Below are 24,950 nucleotides of genomic sequence, written 5' to 3' on the forward strand. Positions count from 1 at the left end.
AAAAATTGTCTTTTTGTCTCTAATTGAAATGAAATGTAGAAATTAAATCTCTAATATAAACAATGAAAGGTAAATTTTTTCACCAATTGATATTTTGATAAAGTCATTGTTCTTTATGAGGTTTAATTTTAGTTTAAGAGTTGACCAATTTAGCGGCGCATAGTGATTTGGTTGAAATCAATCCAGCCGTTCGCCAACTGCTCCACAGGGTTCACGGTTTTGGCATAATTGAGCTGCTGTTTAACGTGAAAAATTGGTCGATAGATTCCGAATGTGATCAATTGCGCTTCTATGTCTAGGAAGGCAGGTTGTCGTTGTTGGTAATCGGTTATTTTCCAAAGCCGTTCAAGGCTTTCATCTCGCCACTGTTTTTGCTCATCAGTGAGGCAAACTTCTAATGCGATAGAGCTTTGTAGCCACCCCATCCAACTACTGTCGAGATTATCTGAAAACACTTCGCCGCTAATTAATATGTCAGCATCTTTTAGGTTATCTGGCTGGCAAAATTCTGGGAACTCAAGTACTTGATATTCGCAGATAAAACCAAGTTCATTTAACCGATCACAATAGTGGCGAGCCATTTTTATGTGGTCAAACAGCTGATAGGTTAAGATCTTTAATGGTTGTTTAGGCTTGCTAAGCTGGTCAGCGAATTGTCGGGCCATTTGTAATGGGCTTTGGTTATTCGCCGTTTCTATCTTTGGCTGTGTTGATTGATTGGACGTCGATAGCATCCCCTCGGCGTAGCCGACGGTGTCCAGAGATATGTCTTTTGCGATCCCTAGCAAACGTAGTAATTCACTCAGTGATTTAAGGTGTTGTCGGTTTGATAGCCAAGTGTGTCGATGTGGGTTTATCACAGCGTACTCGCACCCCTTTTCCCACTGTTCTATCTCGGCAAGCTCGTTTGAGATGGATGAGTGTTGGTAGTGTGGGTGTGAGTGAACAATATCGCAGTGCATTTCATAGTCTTTGGCTTTATCACCAACATTCCAAATTTCTATACCGTCTACCCAAGGTCGGTGCCCATGGTAGGAGCTGAAAACCTCGAGTCTGGTTAGCCATTCGGACTGTTCCACCAATTTAAAGCTGCCGCTACCAATGATTTTCCCTCCTACTTCTTTGGCAACACCCGCAGCGGAGCACGATAGCAGTGATGGAAAGTAGCCTGTGTTGGCATTGATATCGAAACAGAGGTGGAGCGGATCGATAACAGTAATAGCGGAGATGCATTTAAATTGCTGACTATTGTGATGACTGCTGCCTATCAGACGTTGAAAGTGTGCTTTGACGTCTTGCGCTAGAATCGGTGAACCGTCATGAAAGACTAAGCCTTTGCGTAACGTGAAGTGCCAACGGTGCTCTGTTTGGTACCAATCAATGGCAAGATCACCATCAAACGAGTGAGTCGACTTGTTGAAACGTAGTAAGTTACTAAAAAGGTAGCTAGTGATGTGAGCTTCAGTGCGTCGTGTGACTTTAATCGGGTCCAGACAGTGTGTCCCTCGATAAAAAGGGATTTGCAGAATATCTAGTTCAGTCGGCAAGCTTTGATAGCGGCTGATATAACCCAGTAGAAACTGATCCCGTTGTGATTCATCAACCAGATCCAATGCTTGGTCAACTTTATTATCAGAGAGCAACTCATCTATTCGTACCTCAAGCTCACTGTCCAGGCTTTTTAATAGCGTGAGCGTGGGTAGGTTGCCTCTGCCAACTCCCGACTTCCAGTCAATCCAGCCTTCGCTGACTAGCTTTTTGATCACCAATTGAGCGTTACGTTTGGTACAACCTAGCGCATTGGTTACTTCAGTTAAAGAGAGTGAGGTCGGTTGGTTAACGAGTACCCGAGAACGTAAAAATGCTAGAGCCTTCCAGTAATGCATAAAGGTGAAATCCTTGTTTGATCTTTCTATTTTTCTTCATCTTTTAATCTCGATAATAGAGTTATTCGATTGTTTTTAAAAGGAATGAGAAATGGAAAGTATAAAAGGTGCAGGGGCATCACCCTCTATTTGGAAAAGCTCAAGCTTTATTGTTTTGTTCTCAACAGCGTTCTTTGTTGCCTTTGGTACCAAGATTTATGACCTTGCTCTGCCCTTGTTGGTTTACGAGTTGACAGAGTCTTCAGAGATGATGGGTTGGATGAGAGCCGTCGAGTTTTTACCCAACCTACTATTAGCTCTGTTCATCGGTGTTTGGGTTGATAGGTTTAATAAAAAGCAGTGGTCACAATGCATGTTGATCGGGCAAGCGGCAGTATTGGTCGTCTCTTATATTGCAGTGAGATGGTTACCGAACCCTTTGTACGCACTGTTTCCATGCGCGTTCCTGATGATGGCGTTTAACTATGGTTACCACAATGCGCGTATTGGGATGATGAAAAATGTTTTACCTCAGCACATGCAAAATACCGCCACCGCGAGAATGAGTTCTTTGTACAGTTTGTTAGAAACTGTTGGCCCAGTTTTGTCTGGGGGGCTGCTTTTATTGTCTGCGTTACATAACGTGTTTTTGCTTATTGCGGGGATGTATGTGCTAGCGTTTTGGCAGCTCAATAAACTGGAATTCAAGCCATCAGCCCCCGTCGCTCAACAGTCGGTGCTGAGTGCGCTTAAAGAGGGTTGGTTGATCTTATATGCGAACAAAAACATGTGGCACATCACCTTGGTCGTGATGGTGATCAATACCACGGGTGCCATTTTCTGGATTCAAGCTATCTATTTTGCCAAAGCTGAATTAGCGCTCAGTCATATCGAGGTGGGTTACTTGATCGCGGCGTCCGGTGTCGGTGGACTATTAGGTTCTTTTACCGCTGATAAGGTTAGAAAGCGCATCGGGCTTGGCGTGCTGCTTATTTTATCTATTGTTTTAGAGGCGTTTGGATTCTTGTTCCCTGCATTGCTGAGTCAAAGCTATTTATTGCAAGGTATGACTTCAGCGCACATGGTTGTTATTGAAAAAGGCGTATTGATGATGTCGTTCTTATGGGTGAGTGCGATTGGCGTCTACAGCAGCATTTGTATTTGGAGCTATCGTCAAGAAGCATTCGAGGAAAAGCACCTTGGTCGTGTTGCGGGAATTACAGGGTCTTTGTTTAAACTCTTGATGCCATTTGGTCTGGCTGCTTCTGGATACTTGGTGACAATGTTTGGTTTGCCGGTACTCTTTGTCAGCTGTTTTGTGGCTCAAGTGTTGGCTGCCCTTGGGTTGATGATGACCAAGGTTCGATATATTGATTAGATTTAGGATTTGGCTTAAGTTTTGTAACGACCATTAATAAATAACGCGCCAATTTAAGGCGCGTTTTTATAGTTTAGTTTGCAGCTTTTACTGCGTAACGGGTTTGACTGTCTTGGACTGTCGGATTGCAAGAATCAGCTGTGGTAGCAGTGACATAATGATCATGCCTGTCATGAGTGAGTATTGTACCGCAGTGAAGGATTCGCCCATTAACACCATACCTGTCATGATGCCCGCTACTGGGTTGGCGATACCACCAAAGGTAAAATCAACCACAGTCATACGTTGTAGTAGCCATACATACATACCGTAACCCAGTGCTGTGTTTAGCCCAATTACCCAAACCAAGCCCATTGCGTTACGAGTATCGAAATGAGTCACAGCATTCACATAAGGTTGCGGATCGATGAAGGCATGAACGCCAGACGCGACAGACAAGATTGCACCGCCCAGAATCAGCTGCCATGTCAGTACCTTCCACCAATGCATGCGATTACCCAGTGATTTGGTAATGCTGCTGCCAATAACGATACACATGATCGCGGCAAACATGGCACCTAAACCGATAGGGTTCAATACGATTTGGCTTGGGTTGAATAGAATCCACGCCAAGGTGACCAGTCCTATACCGGACAAAGCTTGAATCAAATGTGGGCGCTGCTTTTTCACTACCCAATGGAACATCATTGCGAACACAGGCACAGAGATCATACCCACGCCCGAAATCGCTGAAGGCAGTGTCAGTGCCATCACGAAGATCAAACCAAAGAAGGTCGCGATGTTGATCAGGCCTAGAGTGAAAATGATTTGCCACTCGCCTTTTTTCGGCAGTGTCGGTTTTACCGCTAGCAATAACAAACCAGAAGGTAATGCACGCAAAGCACCTAGTAATAATGGTGGCCACTCCTGTAGCGTAAATTGCGTCACTGCATAAGTTGTTCCCCAGAAGAATGCGGGAATCATTGCTAATAATATGTTCATCTAAAATATCTTTACGTTAAGATAACTATTGTGTGAACTGTATACTGAGAACTAGTGGTTGTAAAGTATCTTTATGTTAAACTAGTTTAAAGTAATCAGACTAATAACGGAGCTAGATTGCAAATGGATGCTATCGACCGCGTTGTAGAGCAATGGGCAAAGGAAAAGCCCGAATTAGAAACTGAGCCTATGGCAATGATGGGCCGGATTATGCGTATTGCCAAGTATATGGAGACGCAAGTTGCCGACCTTCATAAAAAATACGACATGAAATTGGGCGAGTTTGATGTATTAGCGACCTTACGACGCTCTGGCAAGCCATACCGACTAACGCCCTCTGAGCTCATTGGGTCAATGATGCTGACCTCAGGTGCGATGACTAATCGTCTTGATAAACTGGAAGCTAAAGGGTTAATCAGCCGCGAGCACAGTAAAGAAGACCGACGCAGCGTCAGCGTGAAATTGACCAAAGATGGTTTAGTTCTGATTGATGAGATGATGACTGAGCATGTCGAAATGCAGAAAAAACTGGTTAAGTCTTTATCGGCTAGCCAGAAGAAAAACACTAACCAACTCTTAAAAACTTGGTTGAGTGCCTACGAGTAGGTTCGCTTATGTCTTTTTAGATTCATTAAAAAACCGAAGCACAAGGCTTCGGTTTTCTTTTTTTATGTTATCTCTATTGCTGAATTAAGCTTGAAGCATCTCGTCGCTAAACAGTTCTGCGCAGCCAATTCCGTTGATGGCGCAGCTTTCATCGATGTCTGATATGTCGCCGCTGACACCAATAGCACCGATTACCGTTTTATCCTTGTCTCGAATCAGTAAGCCCCCTGGTACTGGCACCATGTTTCCGTGTGCGAGTACGTTCACGGCGGAGATAAATGCTGGCCTGTTGTCAGCATCTTGGGCGAGTTTTCTTGAGGAACACCCTAGTGCGAGTGCGCCCCAGGCTTTAGCAATGGCGATATCAGGTCGCATCATGCTGGAGCCATCTTGGCGTTGCAGAGAAATCAGTTTGCCACCGCTGTCTAACACAGCAACAGTGAGGGGCTCTGTGTGAATCTTTTTGCCTGCTTTAAAGGTGCCATCTATGATGGTTAACGCTTGTTGTAGAGTCAAACTTCCCATGTTATCTCCTAATTTTCAGGGGCTTGGCTATTTCAAACAGAGCATTAATCAGTGCACTGTTTGAATCGCCGCAAGACGCCTAGCTGGATTCTTGCAAAAGCCCATAGCTGGGTAAAGTTAGGAAGGCAGCGAACTCTTCGGCTGTAGAAAGTTGATAGAAAAGATCGGCTGTCTCTTCAAATCGACCTGCTGCGTAGCGCGAGTCACCGACTTCGTGTTTTATTGTGTCTAACTCTTGGTAAAGCCAAGAGTGGAACAGTTGTTTGGTAAAGGTTTGGCCGTCATCGAGCGTGACGCCATGATGGATCCATTGCCAAATGTTGGCTCTTGAGATCTCGGCGGTGGCGGCATCTTCCATTAGTCCGTAGATAGGTACACAGCCGTAGCCTTGGATCCAAGCCTCGATGTAATACAGCGCAATACGGATATTCTTGCGCACGCCGGCTTCGTCGCGGCTGCCTTCACATGGTTTAAGTAAGGTGTCGGCATTGATGGTGTGTTCAGGGCTTTGGAAATCCATCTGATTGACTTTGCCATCAAGGTGCTTGTCGAAGATCGACATCGCTAAATCAACTAAGGCAGGGTGCGCGACCCATGTGCCATCGTGGCCGTTTTGCGATTCTCTTTGTTTGTCTTCAATAACCTTGGCGGTAACACGCTCCATCTCTTGTGGATCTTTTGCTGGAATGAAGGCTGACATGCCCCCCATCGCCAGTGCTCCACGAGCGTGACAAGTACGAACCAGCAGTTGGCTGTATGCGTTAAGGAATTCTTGATCCATTCCGATCCCGTGACGGTCTGGCAAGATACGATCTTTATGATTTTTCAGTGTTTTAATGTAGCTGAAGATGTAATCCCAACGGCCGCAGTTCATCGCAACGATGTGATCGCGCATGGCGTACAAGATCTCTTCCATTTGGAAAACGGCTGGCAGCGTTTCAATCAATACGGTCGCACGGATGGTGCCTTTTGCGACGTTGAAATAGTTCTCAGTGAAACTGAAAACGTCGTCCCACCATTGTGCTTCTTCCATGCTCTCAAGCTTTGGAATGTAGTAGTAAACGCCCAAGCCTTGCTGCGCTCGTGATTGATAGTTGTGGAAAAAGTACAACGCAAAGTCCATCAGACAACCCGCAATAGGTTGATTGTTGAATTGAATCGATTGTTCAGGTAGATGGATTCCACGAGGGCGAGCGATTAACAACGCAGGGTCGCTGTTTAGCTGGTAGTTCTTTTGTTTCTTCTCATCGAAATAGCTGATGGTGCCTAAGTTGGCATCTCTTAAGTTAATTTGCCCTTCGACCATGTTGGCCCAAGTTGGGGAAGACGCATCCTCAAAACAGCACATGAAGACTTTCGCACCTGAGTTTAATGCGTTGATCACCATCTTTCTCTCGATAGGGCCTGTGATCTCTACGCGACGATCCAGTAGCTCTGGTGGCGGTGTTGCGACTTTCCACTCTTTATTCTGACGAATAGAGATAGTGTCCTTTCTAAAGTTAGGTAGCTCACCATCATCATATTGCGCTTGTTTTGTGTCGCGATCATTTAGCAGGGCATGACGGCGATCTCCAAACTTGTTAACGATAGCTTCTAAGAACTTCAATGCATCTTTAGACAAGATCTCTTTGTACTCGGGGTTGTCCATATTCCCAAGTACCTGCATACACAGTGTTTCTTCTCTTTCTTTCACGTCATTCATCATTGCTTGTCTCCTTTACACAATACGATGTCATTTTGTATACAAAATGTTATTTTTAACGGTATTTATATTGTAGAAATTGTAAACAAGCAAATGGTATTTAACATTTATTTATCATTTGATCTTTTTGTAATTTATTTTTACGTAAAGATATTTTATGTAAAGCAATGAATTGTAAGGTTTTCAGTCTTGTTTGCTGTTCAATAGGATAGGTTGATGTAACAAAATTGTTTCAAATTGGGCTTGATAAATGCTGAGGATGATTCATAGTACACAAAAGTCAATTTAATTGTATACAATCTGAACTGGAGGTTCGAATGGCAATTATGAAAGCGATTGAAGCAGCGGTTGAAGTGCTTAAACGTGAAGGAGTAGACATCGCATTTGGTGTTCCCGGCGCAGCAATAAACCCAATGTACGCAGCAATGAAAAAACTCGGAGGGATCGATCACGTCTTAGCTCGACATGTAGAGGGTGCCTCACACATGGCTGAAGGTTACACACGTACGAATCAAGATAATATTGGTGTGTGTATTGGTACTTCAGGTCCAGCAGGGACGGATATGATCACAGGCCTTTATTCGGCATCGGCTGACTCGATCCCTATCCTATGTATTACTGGTCAGGCTCCACGTGCTCGCCTTCATAAAGAAGATTTTCAAGCGGTCGACATCGAATCCATTGCCAAGCCTGTCACTAAGTGGGCAACTACGGTACTGGAGCCAGCTCAAGTGCCACGCGCTTTTCAAAAAGCCTTTCACTTGATGCGTTCAGGACGTCCTGGCCCTGTGCTGATTGACCTACCTCTAGATGTACAGTTAGCCGAAATTGAGTTCGATATTGATACCTACGAGCCGCTTGAACCATACAAACCCAAAGCGACTCGCGAACAGGTTGAGAAAGCACTCACCATGATGGCACAAGCTGAAAAACCTCTGATTGTCTCAGGTGGTGGTGTTATCAACGCAGGCGCATCTGAGCTGCTGCAGCAGTTTGCTGAGATCACAGGTGTACCAGTAATTCCAACCTTGATGGGGTGGGGCTCTATCCCAGATGATCATGAGCTAATGGCGGGTATGGTGGGTCTACAAACCTCTCACCGTTACGGTAATGAAACCATGCTGAACTCTGACTTTGTATTTGGCGTGGGTAACCGTTGGGCCAACCGTCACACCGGCTCTGTCGATGTTTACACCGAAGGTCGTAAGTTTGTTCATGTCGATATTGAACCAACCCAAATTGGCCGCGTGTTCTGCCCTGATTTAGGCATTGTTTCAGATGCAAAATCGGCACTTGAGCTCATGGTTGAAGTCGCTAAAGAGTGGCGCGATGCAGGTAAATTACCAAATCGAAGTGGTTGGGTAGGTGAGTGTCAGGAGCGCAAATCGACCATGCTACGCAAAACTAATTTCGATGAAGCACCGATGAAACCGATGCGCGTTTATGAAGAGATGAACAAAGCATTTGGTCGTGATACTTGCTACGTCAGCACTATCGGCTTGTCGCAGATTGCCGCAGCGCAGTTCCTTCATGTGTACAAGCCTCGACATTGGATCAACTGTGGTCAGGCTGGCCCGCTTGGTTGGACAACACCCGCGGCATTGGGTGTGCGAGCTGCGGATCCGGATCGCGATATCGTCGCTATCTCCGGTGACTACGACTTCCAATTCATGATTGAAGAGCTAGCAGTAGGTGCCCAATTCAACCTGCCATATATCCATGTACTGGTGAATAACTCCTACTTAGGCTTGATTCGCCAAGCGCAGCGTCAGTTTGATATCGATTACTGTGTGCAACTGGCATTTGATAACCAGAATGCGCCAGAGCTTGAAGGCTACGGTGTTGACCATGTTGCTGTTGTTGAAGGCCTTGGTTGTAAGGCGATTCGTGTTCGCGAACCAGACCAAATTGCAGCAGCGTTTGAGCAAGCCAAAGAGCTCATGAACAAGCACAAAGTGCCTGTGGTTGTTGAGCTGATTTTGGAGCGCGTGACCAATATCTCTATGGGCGTAGAGATCAACGCCATCAATGAATTTGAACCGCTTGCGGAAAGCAGTAGCGATGCGCCAACCGCGCTAGCGTACAAGTAATCACGAAGTAATGTGTGTCCGTAGAGGGAGATTGAGCTCTACGGAAAGCCTCCAATAGAGTGAGGCTTCACCAAACCACATTAGCTTCATCAAACAAAGAGTAAGGACAGAATCATGGCAAAATTTGCAGCAAACTTGTCAATGTTATTCACGGAAGTTGATTTTATGGACCGTTTTGAAGCCGCCGCAGAGGCAGGTTTTCAAGGCGTCGAATACCTTTTCCCATATGCCTTTGATGCGGATGAGATTAAACAAAAGCTTGATGCTAATAATCTAGAGCAAGTGCTATTTAACTTGCCTGCTGGGGATTGGGATGCAGGCGATCGTGGTATTGCGGTTGACCCAGCACGCGTTGAAGAGTTTCAAGCGGGCGTGCCTAAAGCGATCGCTTATGCCAAGAAACTGGGTTGTAAACAGGTGAACTGTTTGGCGGGCATTGTCCCACAGGGAGTGACTCCGCAAGATGCTCAGGCAACCTTTGTGATTAACCTTCATTATGCCGCAAATGCTCTGGCTGCCGAAGGCATTAGCTTAGTGATTGAAGCGATTAACACGCGCGATATTCCGGGCTTTTTCCTAAACACCACCGAGCAAGCGAAAGCCATTATTAAAGAGGTGGCGAGCGATAATCTTTCTATCCAATACGATATCTATCACATGCAGATTATGGAAGGCGATCTTACGCCGACCATGCAGCAGAATATTGGTCAAATCGCTCACGTGCAGCTCGCTGATAACCCTGGTCGACACGAGCCGGGTACCGGAGAAATCAATTATCCATTCGTACTTAACTACCTTGATGAGCTTGGCTATCAAGGCTGGGTTGGCTGCGAATACAAACCAAAAACGACAACGACCGAAGGCCTTGGTTGGCTGAACCAGTACCGTTAATTGCGCCTGGTAACCCTCAAACGTTAAGGAGAACAACATGTCTAAAATTGCATTTATCGGAACTGGCATCATGGGTAAACCTATGGCGAGTAACCTTCAAAAAGCAGGTCACGACTTGATTCTGTCGGATCATTTCAACGCTGCTCCTGCCGAGTTGGTTGCAGCAGGCGCAACGGTTTGTCACTCCCCAGCCGAAGCTACGGAACAAGCGGATGTCATTATTCTTATGGTACCGAACACCCCTCAAGTAGAAGAGGTGCTGTTTGGTGATAACGGTGTCGAGCAAGGTCTTACTGCTGGTGGAGCAACAGGTAAGCTAGTTATCGATATGAGTTCTATCTCACCTATCGCGACGAAAGCCATTGCAGAACGCATCAACGAAGGTGGTGCATCATATCTTGATGCTCCGGTTTCAGGTGGCGAAGTAGGCGCGATCAATGCCGCACTGACTATTATGGTGGGTGGTGAGCAAGACGCTTTTGATAAGGCTCGACCTCTATTTGAAGTGATGGGCAAAAATATCACGCTGGTGGGTGATAACGGTGCTGGCCAAACTTGTAAGGTTGCCAACCAGATCATCGTTGCACTAAACATTGAAGCGGTCTCTGAAGCACTTGTATTTGCATCAAAAGCCGGTGCTGATCCAGCGCGAGTTCGCCAGGCGTTACTGGGTGGCTTCGCTAATTCTAAGATCCTTGAAGTTCATGGTGAGCGCATGGTGGAAGGCACATTTGACCCTGGCTTTAGAATCTCGCTTCACCAGAAAGATCTAAATCTTGCGCTAGCGGGCGCACAAGAACTAGGTGTTGCGCTGCCAAACACAGCTATCGCACAAGAGCTATTTGGCGAATGTGCTGAAATGGGCGGTGAAGGTTGGGATCACTCTGCGCTGGTTCAAGCGATAGAGAAGCGTTCTGATCACTCAATTCGCTAATCCTTAACGAGTAATCCGTTTCAATAATTGGTTTTGTCGTTTCTAATGAAACTAAAACCAATGAATCCGGGCTAGCTTCGATAAGTTAGCCCCCCAGTTTCAAACAGTTTGTTTATAAATCGCGTAGTTTCGTCTCCTTTTATACGCGTTCCCGATACGAGGCAAAGGTTGAAGTTGTTCCTTTCCAACTTAATCTTAGCAGGCACCCTTTCGCCTTGTATTGGGGTTCTTTTTTCCTCCGTCAACTAAGGAGTGGCTGATGGACATTGATGCTAAGCAGTTTTTGCAAACCCTTTTCTCAAGTGCTGTAAATCAGGCACTACCCAAAAATCACATCGAACCTTTTCTTCCTCAAGACATATTTTATCGCTCGGCAAATCAAGCTGGGCGAACTGTCGTTATCGGGGCAGGGAAAGCGGCAGCATCGATGGCCGCTGAATTGGAAGCCGTATGGCAAGCCAAGAAACAGCAAGACCTTGCGCTACGTGATTTAGAAGGCTTGGTTGTGACTCGTTATGAACATCTCGCGCCATGTGAGTACATCGAGGTGATCGAAGCAGCGCACCCAGTTCCGGATGCGATGGGGCTTGAAGTTAGTCACCGGATGTTGGAGTTGGTGAGCAATCTAAGTGAAGACGACACCGTGATATGTCTCTTATCGGGAGGTGGCTCCGCATTACTGAGTCTGCCTGGTGGCCATATTAGCTTGGCAGAGAAGCAACAAATCAACAAAGCGCTGCTTAAATCTGGTGCAGCCATTGATGAGATGAACTGTGTTCGTAAGCATCTGTCTTCGATAAAGGGCGGCCGACTTGCTAAAGCTGCGTATCCAGCAAGAGTGGTGTCATTGGCGATTTCGGATGTACCGGGTGATGACATCAGTGTGATTGCCTCTGGACCAACCGTACCAGACACCACCACGCGTTTTGATGCCCTCGCCATATTGGAACGCTACCAAATAGAAATACCTAACTCGGCATTTGAATGGCTGAATAACCCAAAATCTGAAACCATCAAGCCAGATGACATTTGTTGGAAAAACGCCGAGCACCATATTATCGCGACTCCCATGTCTGCCCTTGAATCAGCGGCGGCAGAGGCTGAAGGTTTGGGTATTCCTGCGTATGTGTTGAGTGATTGTATCGAGGGTGAGGCGAGAGAAGTGGCAAAGGTGCATGCAGCATTAGCTAAACAAGTCGCTAATAATAAGCACCCTTTCGAGACTCCTTGTGTATTGCTTTCAGGTGGTGAAACAACAGTAACGGTTAAAGGATACGGTCGTGGTGGGCGCAATTGTGAGTTCCTTTTAAGTTTGTACAACGAACTGAAAGGGCAGGACAACATATTCGCATTGGCCGCTGATACGGATGGTATTGACGGTGTGGAAGACAATGCCGGAGCATGGATAACGCCAGAAATCTGGCAAGAAGGTACTCGCTTATCACTTAAAGCCGATGATTATCTAGAGGCGAATAATAGTTATGACTTTTTCAAGCAAACCGGCGTTCTGCTGTCGACAGGGCCTACGCTGACTAACGTCAATGACTTCCGTGCAATATTGATTCTCTAGCAACCGGATAAAAGGGTCGCTCCACTGTGCATGTGGGCGGCCATTTTTTGTTATCAATGCGGTGACCTTGAGTTCTTTGAATTATCTTCTGGACTAATGAAGCACGTTGATTACTATGGTTTAAGTAATGAGCTGTAAAGGAAGTCATATGTCTAGGATCAGACAAAAGAATCAAGATTTAATCATCGAAGTGGCGTGTGAACAATTCGCTACTCATGGTTATGCCGCAACTAAAATGGCGGATATCGCGAAGGCGGCCGACATTCCCAAACCCAACGTATTCTATTACTTCAGCTCGAAAGACAAGCTCTACAATGCCGTTCTAGAAACCGTCACGCAGCCGCTACTTGAAGCCTCTCGTCCTATTGAAGAGCTGAGCGATCCCGTAGAAGCCCTATCTCAATACATTCAAACTAAGTTAATCATCTCACGCGACCACCCACACGCGTCTAAGGTATTTGCCAATGAAGTGATGTCGGGCGCCAAGGTGCTTCCGAAAGAGATCGGTGATGAGTTGTATAAGCAGTCACAGATGATCCTTGATAAGTTCTCGACTTGGTCGGCAAAAGGGCTGATGGACGACGTGCCTGCGCATCACCTAATGTTTACCATTTGGGCGGCAACCCAAACCTATGCCGATTTTGGCTGGCAGATTTGCAGTGTTATGCAGAAAGATAAGCTCGATGATAAAGACTACGAAGAAGCCGCTGAGTTTATCACTCAGCTAGTGATTAAAGGTTGCGGTGTTAAAAGCTGAAACATTTGATTTCTCGCAGGAGCTGGTACATAGCTAAATTTGACGTTTGGTCAGTCCAGGGGCTAACCACTATCTTTGAGTGTTAAGGTATTGTTTCGACGTCGCGAGTACAGTAAGGATACTACTATACTCGCATCAATCGTAACGCATAGGTTTAGGCTTGGTTAATAACATTCTTAATTATACCAACAGCCTTTACAGTGGCACTGACTGCAACAGCAGTAACCCCTACATCAGATGCGGTTGATTCTACCGAAGTTAAATCAATCGACCCTGCAATTTGTTCAATATTTTCTGTAGCAGCTGCTAGTACTTCAAAAGGCACAAATGGCAACGTTAATAGTATTAATAGATGTTTAATTTTCATGGTATCCGTCCTTTTCTGTTAGCGGTGATGTTTTGTTTTCTTCCACCATTTCGCGAATTGGCATTGCACACGTAATCCCTTTTTCATTTACCCCCTTCACTAGTTTGATATAAAAATCCTGCTCAACCACTCTTATTTTTTCCCAACGGTCTCGATATATTATTTGTTCACTCTGGCTCCATTCTTTAACACACATCCAAAATGAAACAGGGAAGCATGCTTCTCCAAATCCTTCGAAGCGCACGCCACAATCGTTATATAGCTCAGGATGTTCGGTACATATTTTTTTCATCATGTCTATGACTTCATTAATTTCATTATGCTTGGTTTTATGATGCAGTCGAATACTCCCCGATAGTAAGTAAAAGCCTCTTTTGTCTATATTTCTGACAGGACTATCCATAAATATTTTATTAGGGAATGTTAAGTGTTCCCCGCCAAACTCTTCTAAAACTGTACATCTAAGTCCGATATGATGTACGGCTCCTGTATTTCCATTAATACAAATCCAATCTCCTGTTTTGAATGGTTTTTGAACCAGTAACATTATTCCAGCGATAATGTTTGCCACTGCGTCCTGTGCAGCAAATGCGATTGCCATACCTCCGATCCCCAAACCAGCGAGGAGAGCGAATGGATCATGACCTGCAGTGCTTATTGCTATCATTATTCCGTTTAATGATGTCAAAACAACCGCGATCAGACATATAAAATCGACAAGAGAGCTGTCAAAGTTGTAAGGATTTTGAGTGAGTTTTCTGTGAAAAAATGTAGAAAATAAAACTCGTAACATCCTAACGAGTAAAAAAGTGAGGCTGAGTACAAGCAAAACATTCAAAGTGAGCTTAATCTGAGGGTAAATATCTGATATTAAGTCTTTGCTGCTATCAATCAGCATAGTAAAGGCTGTTAAAACAATCAGTAGGATTACTGGGATACGCAGACACTTGTATGTTTCCGAAGTGTAGACATAACGGAGAATTCGCCATAGTCTCAAGAAACGAGCGAGGCGAAGAATGGCCATGTCACCCAACCATCCAATACCACCACTTAAGAAAGGTTCAATGAGAACCGGGATACTCAGTATTACTATTAAAAAGTCTAGTTTATTCCAATTATCAGAAAAGTAACCCTTAGTACCCAAATCTGTCCATTTGACACCAAGTTCCACTGCAAAATAGAGCACGCAAACGAAATCTACCCAAAGAATCCAATAGCCTATAGTCTTTGGTAATGTTGGTGTTGTTTCAAGTGCGACCATCACAACAGCATTAATGAAGATAACAGATAACACGATCGCTTCATGGGTCATAAATTTTAATGCGCTTTTTATTATCATATTCCTATCTCATTTTCATTCTGACTCTCAAATTTGAATTTATTGAACCAACGCTATAAGACAAGGCAGCATAAAAACAAACCCACATAAAGACCCGACTAAGAAACTTATTACTTCCATAAATTCACCTCCGATGGAATTTTGCAATATTTGAGCCAAAATAAGTTCAGAAAACTAAGTTAATGTTGCATTGCCATTGGTTGCATTACTTGGGCTGTTGATACCATATTAGGTTTCCCTTTTAGGGGAGAAATTTTTCTATTTAACTGGATGCTAGTTACTTAATCGTGATGGAGAAAAATACTAGTTTTAGGAAGACATCTCGGATCGATTTTTGCTTCATTCGTATATTTAGCCTTGGTGGAAGTGTTATGTCCCAAATCAAATTAGATGTAAAAAAACAACACGATGAAAACATCCAGTTTGATGATTTCTGTCAGAGTTATTTAGGTGGATTTGAAGATAGTATCGGAGGCGATAGCAATGTCTTACTTGCAAACTCTTTAGACAGGTTAGCAATAGCTTTAGAGAAAAACGGGCAAGATATAGAAGCGGTTCAGTTGGTAAATGAAGCCTTTTTCTTAGGCTTTTTCCTCGTAATCTTCTGCGGCTTGCTTGCGCTACCTATTGTTACGTTTATTCGAGTTCTTAAGGGGTAGTTATGATTACACTTATTTACGGAAGACCTGGAACTGGAAAAACCTATGAAGCCGTGAAGTATCATATTTTACCGAACCTTAAACTTGGTAATAAAGTATTCACTAATATTCCTATCAATGTATCGAGTGAATATCTTACAGTAAATGAAACTCCTGAAATTTTTGATATTGTTAGATTAATTGATTCTTCAGACGTTGAGTTAACTTTCGTGTTGGATGAATTTCAATTTTTGTTAAAAGAAGATGAAGATGCTTGGTTCCAACTTTTGGCACAACATCGTAAGTTCAGAACGGATTTTTTTATTATCACTCAATCCCCGCTCTCGCTGTCTGAAAAGATGCAAGATTTAATATCATTTTCACATAAAATAACGCATAACCCCTTCTTTCTTAAGAAGTGGAGTTATATAAAGAAAGTTTATGACGGTGTCCCTACGCTAGAACGTGTCGTTGTGCTGTCATCTAAACTTAGATTTTATAGTAAAAAGACGTTTTCGAATTATAATTCTTTTTATCAACGAGATTATGTAAAAACTGGAAACCTTTTTCACTTTGACAACAAAAGCAACATTATGTTTTGGCCTGTATTAGCTGCCATTACGCTCGTATTTTTAATTTATAATTTTTCTACAGAACGAGACTTTAGCTTAAAGTCTTATATTAGCCACTCTAAAGCCCATGTAAATTTAGAAGAAAAAAAAGACATACCTGTAACTTCTGAAAGAGAATTAAAAACTGAAACTCCTCAAAATATAAGTAACGAAAATGAACAGGAAGTCGGTATAGAAGAGAGCTATAGTGACATGTCGCTAATCAACCTATTGTTTAACTCAAAGATTATTATTGATAGTTGGTATGTTGATAGAGGCGAAAAAGTCACTTACTTTGAAGTGGAACAAAACAAAACTTCCTTTAAGTTAACTTCTAATAATATGATTTTTAAAAAAATAGAAATTATTAACTACGAAGATTGTTTATTGGTATTTCAGTATAAGAATCAGGTCAAAGTCATAACTTGTCCTCCAAATGAGTAGTTGATAAAAATTAACACACTGTGTTTACGGTTCTTACTATCTAGCTTGAATCATAGTTGAAGAAATCCCTTTCTATACCTAGAATAGGGATTTCCACCGGTTTATGCGTAATAATGCTGGCCCTCAGATAGCTTAAGGGGGGGCTTTTTGTGTTTCATGTTATCCTTCTTCACTATTCCGACTAATTAGAACAACTGTTGCCATTAGGGATACCACTGCCTAAGAACTCAACCCTAATTTGTTCTACATCTTGTAGGTATTGGTTGTTGGCTTGGTCTGCCTCATCGAAGTTGTTGAGGGTGACATTCCATGTCGAGAATGGAGTTGGTTGGAAGTACGCATATTCGAACTTATTCGCCACTGCGCCATCTGTGATGATGCTAACGTCATTGGTGGTTGGGTCATCCAAGCGGTAGTAAAACGCGCGTGAGACTGGATTAGAACTGAATTGGTAATCCTGATCCTGATAGCGGTCGGCATAGTTACCTGAACTCGATATTTCAAGGTTGAGTTGCTTGCCATAAGGTAAGTTTTCCCCTTCTAAGAACACACGTACAGTAGAGAGTCTAACTCGGTCGAATGAACATAGTTGTGCCTGACCTAATGGAATAGTGAAGTTCAACTCGCCAGTGGTTGCGAAGCTATCGAGCTGCTCTTGGCTAGAGATGGTGTAGTTGTCGATAGTGAAGTCTTGTGGTGCTGGCTGGAATGAAGAGAGTGCATTAACATACTCACTTTCTATGGACGCGAGGTCAAACTGGTAGTCCAAGTAACTTTTATTCAACGAAGGTGTTATCTCACTTGGTTTCAATGCCCAGTATTCGTATGCCTGAACATAGTTAGACAAAGCCACATACATTGGTCGTTTGAAGTGCATTAGCACTCGTGAAAGCTCACGCTCGATGGAGTCGAAACCTTCGCTGTCTACCTGATAACTCTCAATGGCGTCACTCAATCTTTGCTGTTGATTAGCGGTGACGTTCTTGGTCAATAGTAGGTCGACGAGTTTGGCTTGCTCTTGTGCAAAATTAAGCTGAGTGGTGTTAATTGCTTTGCCTAATAGCACCTGTTTTTCAAGTTCGACTAAGTATTGTCTCGCGCCTTTAATTCCCAAGCTATCAGCAAGTCTTAAGTTACTGCGGATCTCGGTGATCATCAGATCCCAGGCCAGATTACTCTCATTCAAAGTCGGAATATTAAAGTTAAAGCCATCCATCGCTTCGGAGATTTTATGAAGTTTGATGGTCGATTTCACATCGGCGGTGAGCTGCGCGATGCCGGAAATAGTCTTGGTAACGCTATCAATGATCCCCGTGACTGTCTTGATATTGGTGACTAAGTTTTTCGCTTTATCCAGTGCTTCTGGCGTTTTAGCCAATTGCTCGGTGAGGTCGTTCACGCCAGATAGATTTCCTGTGAACACACCGCTGACGGCACTGCCAATCTCTGCGATGGCTTTGAAGATAGCCAATGCTGCATTGAGCTCTTGCTGAGTTTTCCAGTTTTCTACACCGACTAAGTAAGTGGTTCTTGCACTCAGTGTCACAAGTTCTTGAGCTTTGTATTGGCTGTCGATTTCGGTCAGGCTGTCGCCTATTTTGTCTATGTTAGATTGGGTTTGAGTGATGATCGAGTCTTGTGCTCTGAGAACGTCTTCAACGTTATCGAGTGCTAACTTCGCAGCTTCAATCTTGTCTTCGATCACCGTACTTCTGTCTTGAATGATATCCCACTGCGCTTGATACGCGATCATTGCATTCAGGTACGCTTCGTATTTGCCTTGGTAGAGCACCTTGTCGAGATAAGGCACATAGTTACTCTCTTTAGTGCTGAAACTAATGAACTGTTTAAAGGCAACGGTTTGTAGGTATAGATCTGAAAGGATAGGGTCATCTTCCACCACTGAGCCTGCGTGACGCAAACTCTGCTCAATCCAGTTCATCAGTTCGAGGCTAAGCTCTGGGTTAGTGTCGAATAAGCTGGCAGCCATATCAAAAGAGCGGTTAACAATGTCGGTAAAAGGTGTGGTCGCCAGTTTCATTTGCCCTGTAATGTTCGAGTCGATGGTGGTTCTGCGGTAGTGTTCACCTGCTAGTACCACAGAGGTTCCATCGCCGTCTTCTGCAGAAAGGGCATCTCGTGTGATGCTGCCATCGCTTTGGAAGGCAAGGACATTAATCGGAGTTTCGATCTCTCCTGCAATCACAGTCACTGATGCCGCCGCGCCTTGTTGCCCAAGAACGAACGTCGGGGCACCTTGACCGACAATTTTACGGGCAAAAATGAGTATGTTTTGGTTATTCACTACCAAGTTGAAGTTTTCTGGAACCTCAATAGTATCGGCAAAAACGACGATCTTTGAGGGTTTAGTCACGTAGAGGTTCTGTTCTGCAATCCAGTCACTGAGGTTGATGTGGAGATCAGATGTAGAGCGAGAGAGAACATCGACATCGGAATAAGCAGATTGAATCCAAGTTGGGTATTCGGTGGAATTAGGCAAGTTATTAAGTTCTAGCCAGTCACTAGCAAAAGCTTGTGGAGATAATGAAAGAGAAATAATAATCGGTAGAATTCTCATATTAATGTCCTGTCGAAATGAGTATTAGCCAAATTTTGGGTAGCAGAAACCAACACCTTATTTTTCATAAGGCGTGGTGTTCTGTTGTTGTTTTGTTTTTATTGGTCTTGCTGGTTTAACTTATAGCGAGGCGTCGCTTTGCCGAGCTATTTGTCGATGGGTATGGACTACTCCATTTCTTGAATATAAGCATTATTTGCAAATGCCTTGGCTTTCTCGCTGATGTTATTCCAGTTCATTTCTGCAACCGATGTATTGGCTAATGCACCGATAGCACCAAGCATTGCGTCGTCTTTCATGATATCGGCATTGTTTTGAGCTTCATCCAATGCTGCAAGCAGTGATGTGAAGTCGGTATTCATTTTTTGCCAATTTAACTTCAGCTTATTAATGTGTGGGATTGCATCTTCAATTTGCTGAGATATAAGATCAATGCTTTCTGAAGAGCGATGGTAAGAGTTATATACCTTTTGTGTGTAAGACAATTGTTCTTCTAAATCTTTAACTTCATTTTGCAGTTCATTGCGCAGCTTACGTGCTTTCTCCGCTTTATCTCCGTAGACGCCCATGATTGGCACGGCGACTAAAGGGAACCATGCGTAGGTGACGGCGGTAGAGGCTACCGTGACGTAGTGAGTGTAGTCTTTGTTGAGTTGCGCGATTCGAGCATTGATGTCGTTTACTTGCTGTTGAAGTGCACTGCCATCATCCGTTAGATAGCCGTTATGTGTGCCTTCTAACACTTCAAGTTGTAGCTTTTGCGTGTCTAGCTGCGCAGAGAAGTCCAACAAGTTATCACCCACATCGGACACCTCTTGCTGGTATCTCAATGAAAAGTTTTGCAGGCTTTTCAGGTAAGCAATCGCCATTTTTCGGTTGCGTTCAACGGCTTCAATATCTTCTGGTAACGGAGAGAATGCCTTTGCCAACATCTCATTGAGGGCGTCGCTCAAAGGGTTAAGCATGTAGTCTTTGATTTGCGCGTAGTTAGCCAGGCTTAGTGACAGGTTAACGATGCTTGGGTACAGGTCCTTTTTCCAGTAGAAAGCGGTGTCATGGATATTTGAGTATTGCTGAACTAAGGCTTGGAAGTTAGAGAAAGGGATGTCGTTAGGAATGCTAAAAGCCGATTTCATGCTGGTTTCTGTGACAGGCAGTGCCAATGCTCCCTCTACATAAGCTTGGATTTGGTACCACTCTTGCTGCTTGAGGATGAAATTGTCGGTTTCTAGATCGATAAACACGCCATTTTCACCGATGATCGTATCGTAGGTGATTTGAGGAATATTCTGTTCGGCTGACGCTTGATTAACTTGAATTGGCGCTGCTTGAGAAGTGAAAGCAAAAGAGGAAAGCAGCCCAATCGAGATCGAAGATAATACGAGTGTTCGTGTGATTTTTTTCATGTTTGAATCCCTGTTAGATTTGTTATTAGCTTTTTTAGAGACAATAAATTCCTCTACCATAAAAATGGTATTTATATATTTATGCGGGTTTATTGAATTCTTTATATTGTTATTGTTGTAATTATGCTGTGGGTTTTAAATACGCTCTCCATTAATGTGCTTTTTGTTTTTATAAGATTTGGTCAATCTATAGCAAATTTATAATGAAAAGTTATATCTAGATCACATATTGGGATTCATATTGTTTGATTGTTGATCTATTGAATTTGGTGATATTTAAATCATTAGTTTCCATTCTTTCTTCAGGCTATATCTAGAAAGGCGTCGGTGACTTTTATTTTATTCACTAATGAGTTAAATGATAAAAATGTAATTATAATAATTGTTGTGATTATTACTAAATCTGTTGATTGAATTGATGTTTATATAATTAGAACAAGCGTTTTAAATTTGATCTGTGCCAAATAAATAAGAGGTTTGATATTTAGCTTTAGTTAAATTAGATAGATTTAAATTAGCTTTAATTAAATTGGTAGTGATTAAATTTGTGATATTGACTATAGGGTGGGGGTTGGTTGGATATTTAGGGGAAGAACAATCAATAGGACGGCGTATTTAATAGTCAGAATTAAACTTCTCCATACGGAAGTCTTCTTCGTCTAAGGTTTCGCACAAGTAGCTGTGAATCATGACGTTTTCACATTCACTGATCTTGGCAGTTTCCCTCATCGGGTAGGTAGTGACTGAGAATGGCGAACAAAACGCGAGTGGGATTTGAATCATTGCCCCTTGATTGCGCTGGTGGCAATCACGAATCAAGCATTGGCTGCCATCAATGATGGTTTGTTCTGTTTGAATGTTGTGTCTTGGTCGCCATCACTCTTCATCTTCCCCAAGACTCATCAATAAATTAAATCATGTTGTTGCTTGACGTGCGAACCAGCCAAGCAACGTTGTGAACAATCAAGAAACGACTGCTCAGGAACTATAGGATTAACCGATGAACACTAGCTTGGCGATGAAGATAGCCGCTAGGAAGTACATCGAGATAGAGACATCTTTCGTTTTACCTGTCGCAAGCTTAAGTACGGTGTAGGTGATGAAACCCAGTGCGATACCATTAGCGATTGAGAAGGTGAGTGGCATCATCAGTGCGGTAATCGCAGCTGGAGCACCGTTGGTAAAGTCTTTCCAATCGACGTGTTGCATGCTGCTCATCATTACGAATGCTACGTAGATAAGAGCGCCAGACGTTGCGTAAGCGGGGATCATGCCTGCAAGCGGTGATAGGAAAATCGCCGCTAAGAACAAAGCGCCAACTACGATTGCTGAAAGACCTGTACGAGCACCTGCAGCAACACCAGCAGCACTTTCTACGTAACTGGTTACTGGCGGACAACCCACACACGCACCTGCAACACTTGAGATACTATCGGCTTTGAGCGCTTTGCTCAGGCCTTCAATCTTGCCGGTTTCTGGGTTAGTGAGGTTTGCACGCTCAGCCACGCCCATAAGCGTACCGGCAGTATCGAACATGTTTACAAAAAGGAATGCCAAGATAACGCTGATCATGGATACGTTCAGAGCGCCTGCAATATCCATTGCCATAAAGGTAGGTGCTAAGCTCGGCGGTGCAGCGAAGAAGCCATTGTATTTTACTAGGCCTAGCCCCATGCCGATAAGCGTGACGCTTAAAATACCGATAAGTACCGCACCAAATACTTTGCGCTCACTCAGAACCGCAATAATCAAGAATGCGATAGCTGCAAGTAAGGCTTCTGGTTTGGTGAAATCACCCAGTGAAACCAAAGTCGCAGGGTTTTCGACGACGATGCCCGCTGTTTTCAAACCAATTAGACCTAAGAAAAGACCCACACCGGCAGTCATCGAGTAGCGTAAACTTTCAGGAATACTCTCGATGATCCATTGACGGACCTTGTAGAAACTCATCCCGACAAACAAGATACCGGAGATAAACACCGCACCCAGTGCGACTTCCCAGCTATAGCCCATCTCGCTCACAACCGTAAAGGAGAAGAACGCATTCAGACCCATGCCCGGTGCTAGGCCAACAGGCCAGTTCGCAAATAAGCCCATTAATAAACAACCGATAGCGGCACCGATACAGGTTGCAACGAATACTGCGCCAGCATCCATACCTGAAGCGGCCATTATTTGAGGGTTAACGAAGATAATGTAAGCCATCGTCGCGAAGGTAGTGATACCGCCGACTAACTCATTTTTCACACTGCTTCCGTGGGCCTTAATTTTAAAGAATTTCTCTAAAATTCCGTTATTCGCATCTTGGTTGAGTATTTCTGTTTTACTCTCACTCATGTCTGCAAGTCCTTTTATGTTGTGATCCATTTATTGAATACAGCGAAATTTCAATATGAAGTTTTAAGGTTTGTCCTAGCGCTAAGCCTCTATTAACGAGTTTCTCGCGACTCATTTTCTAACTGTTAACGTTGTTAGTATTTTTATATGAGCGTGCTTAATGAACGCGCATCTTTTCAGATGCACGCATGAATCTGTTTATTGTTTGGTGATTGAGCCTAGATCGATAATCTAGGCTCAGGGATTAACTGCCCCGATAAGTAGAGAAACTGTATGGTGAGACTAAAAGCGGAACGTGGTAATGCGCATCAGGATCATCTAAGCCGAAGCGAATCACTACGTCGTCTAAGAAAGGCACACCATCGAGCTCCACACCTTTGCCTTTGTAGTAATCAGCTACGTAGAACACCAATTGGTATTTCCCCGGTCGAAATTCATTCCCAGCCAGAATTGGTGCATCGGTACGACCATCTGAATTAGTAAGCACGGTCGCCAGCTTTTCAGTGGAGTCTTCGTTGACCTTATAAAGCTCTACCTTGATCTCTGCACCAGGCAAGCCGTGAGTGGTGTCTAAAACGTGTGTTGTTAATCTTCCCATAGTCCTTTAATAGCGCTTTTGGCGCTCCTCTGTTCCGTGGTTTATGTATCCATTTCGACCTTGCAAAAGAGAGCAATTGGTCACTTTGTTAGCACTAACTATGTACGAACTGTACACAATTAGTAAAGCAAATTGTTGGAGAAATGTTAACTAATGTGTCTTTTTGTCTAAATTTATAGATGTTGAATATTCATTATTAGTAGTGTTGCGTTTTGTTAAATGGTTGTTTTTATTCGTATTTGGTTTGATTCTTTAACTTAAGCAACAAAATCTTTACATCAAGATAAATAATTGTATACAATAAATATACAGGGGTGAGGTTGCTCGGTTTTGGATAAATCACTAGCTGAATCATTTCGATGGGGCAGCTGAAGAGCGGCTAAGCCAACCACTTATGTTAGGAGTACTTGGATGAATAAGGATTATTCAAGAAATTTGATCGGTTACGGAGCTAATCCTCCTAACCCTCAATGGCCAGGTAATGCGCGCGTCGCGGTTTCTTTTGTATTGAATTATGAAGAGGGCGGTGAGCGTTGTTTGTTACATGGAGACGACGAGTCTGAAGCCTTTCTCTCAGAGATCCCGTCAGCACAGCCGATCAAAGGCGAGCGTCACATCAGCATGGAATCCATCTATGAATATGGTAGCCGAGCGGGTGTGTGGCGTGTTCTTCGCTTGTTCGATGAATATGAAATTCCACTGACTGTATTTGCGGTCGCTATGGCTATTGAGCGTCACCCAGACGTAGCTGAAGCCATGGTAGAAGCAGGTCACGAAATCTGTAGCCACGGTTATCGTTGGATAGACTATCAATACATTGATGAGTCAGAAGAGCGTGACCATATGACCAAAGCGATTGAGATTATCCAACAGGTGACGGGTCAACGCCCGCAAGGTTGGTATACCGGTCGTACAGGGCCGAATACTCGTCGCTTAGTTGCAGAAGAAGGTGGCTTCCTTTATGACTCAGATGCCTATGACGATGACCTGCCTTATTGGCACACTGAAACCGGTCATCCACAGCTAGTGATCCCTTACACGCTTGATGTTAACGATATGCGCTTTTCAACGGCGCAAGGCTTCAACTCTGGTGAGCAGTTCTTCCAGTATTTAAAAGACACTTTTGACACCCTTTATATGGAAGGCGAAACCGCACCAAAAATGATGTCGGTAGGGCTGCATTGTCGTCTTATTGGTCGTCCCGGTCGTATTGCTGCATTAAGACGCTTCTTAGATTACGTAAAACAACATGACAGCGTGTGGCTATGTCGTCGAATTGATATTGCCAACCACTGGCATAAACATCACCCATACAACGGACAACAAAATTAGA

20 protein-coding genes and 1 pseudogene are annotated in these 24,950 nt (G+C 43.7%); 10 read left to right on the plus strand and 11 right to left on the minus strand.

From position 1 onward, the window contains the following. Window positions 1–149: 149 nt before the first annotated feature. On the minus strand, window positions 150–1,886 hold the full coding sequence (locus BTO10_RS07395) for an SgrR family transcriptional regulator (RefSeq protein WP_105024105.1): 1,737 nt from the start codon (window positions 1,884–1,886) through the stop codon (window positions 150–152). A gap of 91 nt (window positions 1,887–1,977) precedes the next feature. On the opposite strand from BTO10_RS07395, the gene BTO10_RS07400 reads away from it, so the two are divergent. Next, complete coding sequence (locus BTO10_RS07400; protein ID WP_105024106.1) at window positions 1,978–3,243, plus strand: MFS transporter; 1,266 nt, start codon at window positions 1,978–1,980, stop codon at window positions 3,241–3,243. An 87-nt stretch (window positions 3,244–3,330) separates the two neighbouring features. Here the strand turns inward: BTO10_RS07400 and BTO10_RS07405 are convergent, their stop codons facing one another. Continuing rightward, complete coding sequence (locus BTO10_RS07405) at window positions 3,331–4,224, minus strand: DMT family transporter (RefSeq protein WP_105024107.1); 894 nt, start codon at window positions 4,222–4,224, stop codon at window positions 3,331–3,333. A gap of 123 nt (window positions 4,225–4,347) precedes the next feature. Between BTO10_RS07405 and BTO10_RS07410 the strand changes: the two genes are divergently transcribed. Continuing rightward, entirely contained in the window at window positions 4,348–4,830 is a 483-nt protein-coding gene (locus BTO10_RS07410; protein ID WP_004737459.1) for a MarR family winged helix-turn-helix transcriptional regulator, read from the plus strand. Between the two features lie 84 nt (window positions 4,831–4,914). On the opposite strand, the gene BTO10_RS07415 is transcribed toward BTO10_RS07410, so the two are convergent. Then, complete coding sequence (locus BTO10_RS07415; RefSeq protein WP_004737460.1) at window positions 4,915–5,355, minus strand: GlcG/HbpS family heme-binding protein; 441 nt, start codon at window positions 5,353–5,355, stop codon at window positions 4,915–4,917. A 79-nt stretch (window positions 5,356–5,434) separates the two neighbouring features. Next, entirely contained in the window at window positions 5,435–7,060 is a 1,626-nt protein-coding gene (aceB, locus tag BTO10_RS07420) for a malate synthase A (RefSeq protein ID WP_105024108.1), read from the minus strand. Between the two features lie 314 nt (window positions 7,061–7,374). On the opposite strand from aceB, the gene gcl reads away from it, so the two are divergent. The 5 genes from gcl to BTO10_RS07445 all read left to right on the plus strand — a co-directional run bounded on the left by gcl (window position 7,375) and on the right by BTO10_RS07445 (window position 13,299). Beyond that, complete coding sequence (gene gcl / locus BTO10_RS07425) at window positions 7,375–9,147, plus strand: glyoxylate carboligase (protein ID WP_061032996.1); 1,773 nt, start codon at window positions 7,375–7,377, stop codon at window positions 9,145–9,147. A 114-nt stretch (window positions 9,148–9,261) separates the two neighbouring features. Next, window positions 9,262–10,038 (plus strand): hydroxypyruvate isomerase, encoded by a 777-nt coding sequence (gene hyi, locus BTO10_RS07430; protein ID WP_008220967.1) that lies wholly within the window; start codon window positions 9,262–9,264, stop codon window positions 10,036–10,038. A 37-nt stretch (window positions 10,039–10,075) separates the two neighbouring features. Continuing rightward, the gene (locus tag BTO10_RS07435; protein WP_105024109.1) at window positions 10,076–10,972 is read left to right on the plus strand and encodes a 2-hydroxy-3-oxopropionate reductase; all 897 of its coding nucleotides are present in this window, start codon (window positions 10,076–10,078) and stop codon (window positions 10,970–10,972) included. Between the two features lie 259 nt (window positions 10,973–11,231). Then, window positions 11,232–12,542, plus strand: coding sequence for a glycerate kinase type-2 family protein (locus BTO10_RS07440; protein WP_105024110.1), 1,311 nt, complete (start codon window positions 11,232–11,234; stop codon window positions 12,540–12,542). A 148-nt stretch (window positions 12,543–12,690) separates the two neighbouring features. Beyond that, a complete protein-coding gene (locus BTO10_RS07445; protein ID WP_004737466.1) occupies window positions 12,691–13,299 on the plus strand; it encodes a TetR/AcrR family transcriptional regulator in 609 nt (202 codons plus the stop codon). A gap of 154 nt (window positions 13,300–13,453) precedes the next feature. On the opposite strand, the gene BTO10_RS07450 is transcribed toward BTO10_RS07445, so the two are convergent. After that, window positions 13,454–13,666: a hypothetical protein gene (locus BTO10_RS07450; RefSeq protein WP_105024111.1), complete on the minus strand. Its 213-nt coding sequence runs from the start codon at window positions 13,664–13,666 to the stop codon at window positions 13,454–13,456. After that, window positions 13,656–15,005: a mechanosensitive ion channel domain-containing protein gene (locus tag BTO10_RS07455; RefSeq protein ID WP_105024112.1), complete on the minus strand. Its 1,350-nt coding sequence runs from the start codon at window positions 15,003–15,005 to the stop codon at window positions 13,656–13,658. Before BTO10_RS07455 ends, BTO10_RS07450 begins: the two co-directional genes overlap by 11 nt. 371 nt (window positions 15,006–15,376) lie before the next feature. Here BTO10_RS07455 and BTO10_RS07460 point away from each other — a divergent pair, with 371 nt between their 5' ends. Together BTO10_RS07460 and BTO10_RS07465 are read left to right on the plus strand one after the other, a co-directional pair. Continuing rightward, window positions 15,377–15,664 carry a hypothetical protein gene (locus BTO10_RS07460; RefSeq protein WP_004737469.1) on the plus strand — a complete coding sequence of 96 codons (288 nt, stop codon included), beginning with the start codon at window positions 15,377–15,379 and terminating at the stop codon, window positions 15,662–15,664. A gap of 2 nt (window positions 15,665–15,666) precedes the next feature. Beyond that, a complete protein-coding gene (locus tag BTO10_RS07465) occupies window positions 15,667–16,698 on the plus strand; it encodes a zonular occludens toxin domain-containing protein (RefSeq protein WP_105024113.1) in 1,032 nt (343 codons plus the stop codon). 181 nt (window positions 16,699–16,879) lie between these two features. Here the strand turns inward: BTO10_RS07465 and BTO10_RS07470 are convergent, their stop codons facing one another. The 5 genes and pseudogenes from BTO10_RS07470 to uraH all read right to left on the minus strand — a co-directional run bounded on the left by BTO10_RS07470 (window position 16,880) and on the right by uraH (window position 23,617). Further along, complete coding sequence (locus BTO10_RS07470; protein WP_105024114.1) at window positions 16,880–19,276, minus strand: hypothetical protein; 2,397 nt, start codon at window positions 19,274–19,276, stop codon at window positions 16,880–16,882. A 167-nt stretch (window positions 19,277–19,443) separates the two neighbouring features. Continuing rightward, window positions 19,444–20,682 (minus strand): alpha-xenorhabdolysin family binary toxin subunit A, encoded by a 1,239-nt coding sequence (locus BTO10_RS07475; RefSeq protein WP_004737472.1) that lies wholly within the window; start codon window positions 20,680–20,682, stop codon window positions 19,444–19,446. Between the two features lie 630 nt (window positions 20,683–21,312). Next, a pseudogene (locus BTO10_RS07480) lies at window positions 21,313–21,585 on the minus strand (8-oxoguanine deaminase); the annotation flags it as partial. A gap of 90 nt (window positions 21,586–21,675) precedes the next feature. Continuing rightward, a complete protein-coding gene (locus tag BTO10_RS07485) occupies window positions 21,676–23,019 on the minus strand; it encodes an NCS2 family permease (protein WP_105024115.1) in 1,344 nt (447 codons plus the stop codon). 244 nt (window positions 23,020–23,263) lie between these two features. Beyond that, entirely contained in the window at window positions 23,264–23,617 is a 354-nt protein-coding gene (uraH, locus tag BTO10_RS07490; RefSeq protein ID WP_004737476.1) for a hydroxyisourate hydrolase, read from the minus strand. 411 nt (window positions 23,618–24,028) lie between these two features. Between uraH and puuE the strand changes: the two genes are divergently transcribed. Next, the gene (gene puuE / locus BTO10_RS07495) at window positions 24,029–24,949 is read left to right on the plus strand and encodes an allantoinase PuuE (protein WP_004737477.1); all 921 of its coding nucleotides are present in this window, start codon (window positions 24,029–24,031) and stop codon (window positions 24,947–24,949) included. Window position 24,950 lies beyond the last annotated feature (1 nt).

Source organism: Vibrio chagasii, from assembly GCF_002954585.1.
Classification (GTDB): domain Bacteria; phylum Pseudomonadota; class Gammaproteobacteria; order Enterobacterales; family Vibrionaceae; genus Vibrio; species Vibrio chagasii_A.

Coding starts and splice junctions, on each gene's coding strand:
- BTO10_RS07395 (WP_105024105.1), bottom strand. CDS start 1,886: ATGCATTACTGGAAGGCTCTAGCATTTTTACGTTCTCGGGTACTCGTT.
- BTO10_RS07450 (WP_105024111.1), bottom strand. CDS start 13,666: ATGAAAATTAAACATCTATTAATACTATTAACGTTGCCATTTGTGCCT.
- BTO10_RS07445 (WP_004737466.1), top strand. CDS start 12,691: ATGTCTAGGATCAGACAAAAGAATCAAGATTTAATCATCGAAGTGGCG.
- BTO10_RS07405 (WP_105024107.1), bottom strand. CDS start 4,224: ATGAACATATTATTAGCAATGATTCCCGCATTCTTCTGGGGAACAACT.
- hyi (WP_008220967.1), top strand. CDS start 9,262: ATGGCAAAATTTGCAGCAAACTTGTCAATGTTATTCACGGAAGTTGAT.
- BTO10_RS07400 (WP_105024106.1), top strand. CDS start 1,978: ATGGAAAGTATAAAAGGTGCAGGGGCATCACCCTCTATTTGGAAAAGC.
- gcl (WP_061032996.1), top strand. CDS start 7,375: ATGGCAATTATGAAAGCGATTGAAGCAGCGGTTGAAGTGCTTAAACGT.
- BTO10_RS07455 (WP_105024112.1), bottom strand. CDS start 15,005: ATGATAATAAAAAGCGCATTAAAATTTATGACCCATGAAGCGATCGTG.
- aceB (WP_105024108.1), bottom strand. CDS start 7,060: ATGATGAATGACGTGAAAGAAAGAGAAGAAACACTGTGTATGCAGGTA.
- BTO10_RS07440 (WP_105024110.1), top strand. CDS start 11,232: ATGGACATTGATGCTAAGCAGTTTTTGCAAACCCTTTTCTCAAGTGCT.
- puuE (WP_004737477.1), top strand. CDS start 24,029: ATGAATAAGGATTATTCAAGAAATTTGATCGGTTACGGAGCTAATCCT.
- BTO10_RS07485 (WP_105024115.1), bottom strand. CDS start 23,019: ATGAGTGAGAGTAAAACAGAAATACTCAACCAAGATGCGAATAACGGA.
- uraH (WP_004737476.1), bottom strand. CDS start 23,617: ATGGGAAGATTAACAACACACGTTTTAGACACCACTCACGGCTTGCCT.
- BTO10_RS07475 (WP_004737472.1), bottom strand. CDS start 20,682: ATGAAAAAAATCACACGAACACTCGTATTATCTTCGATCTCGATTGGG.
- BTO10_RS07470 (WP_105024114.1), bottom strand. CDS start 19,276: ATGAGAATTCTACCGATTATTATTTCTCTTTCATTATCTCCACAAGCT.
- BTO10_RS07410 (WP_004737459.1), top strand. CDS start 4,348: ATGGATGCTATCGACCGCGTTGTAGAGCAATGGGCAAAGGAAAAGCCC.
- BTO10_RS07465 (WP_105024113.1), top strand. CDS start 15,667: ATGATTACACTTATTTACGGAAGACCTGGAACTGGAAAAACCTATGAA.
- BTO10_RS07435 (WP_105024109.1), top strand. CDS start 10,076: ATGTCTAAAATTGCATTTATCGGAACTGGCATCATGGGTAAACCTATG.
- BTO10_RS07460 (WP_004737469.1), top strand. CDS start 15,377: ATGTCCCAAATCAAATTAGATGTAAAAAAACAACACGATGAAAACATC.
- BTO10_RS07415 (WP_004737460.1), bottom strand. CDS start 5,355: ATGGGAAGTTTGACTCTACAACAAGCGTTAACCATCATAGATGGCACC.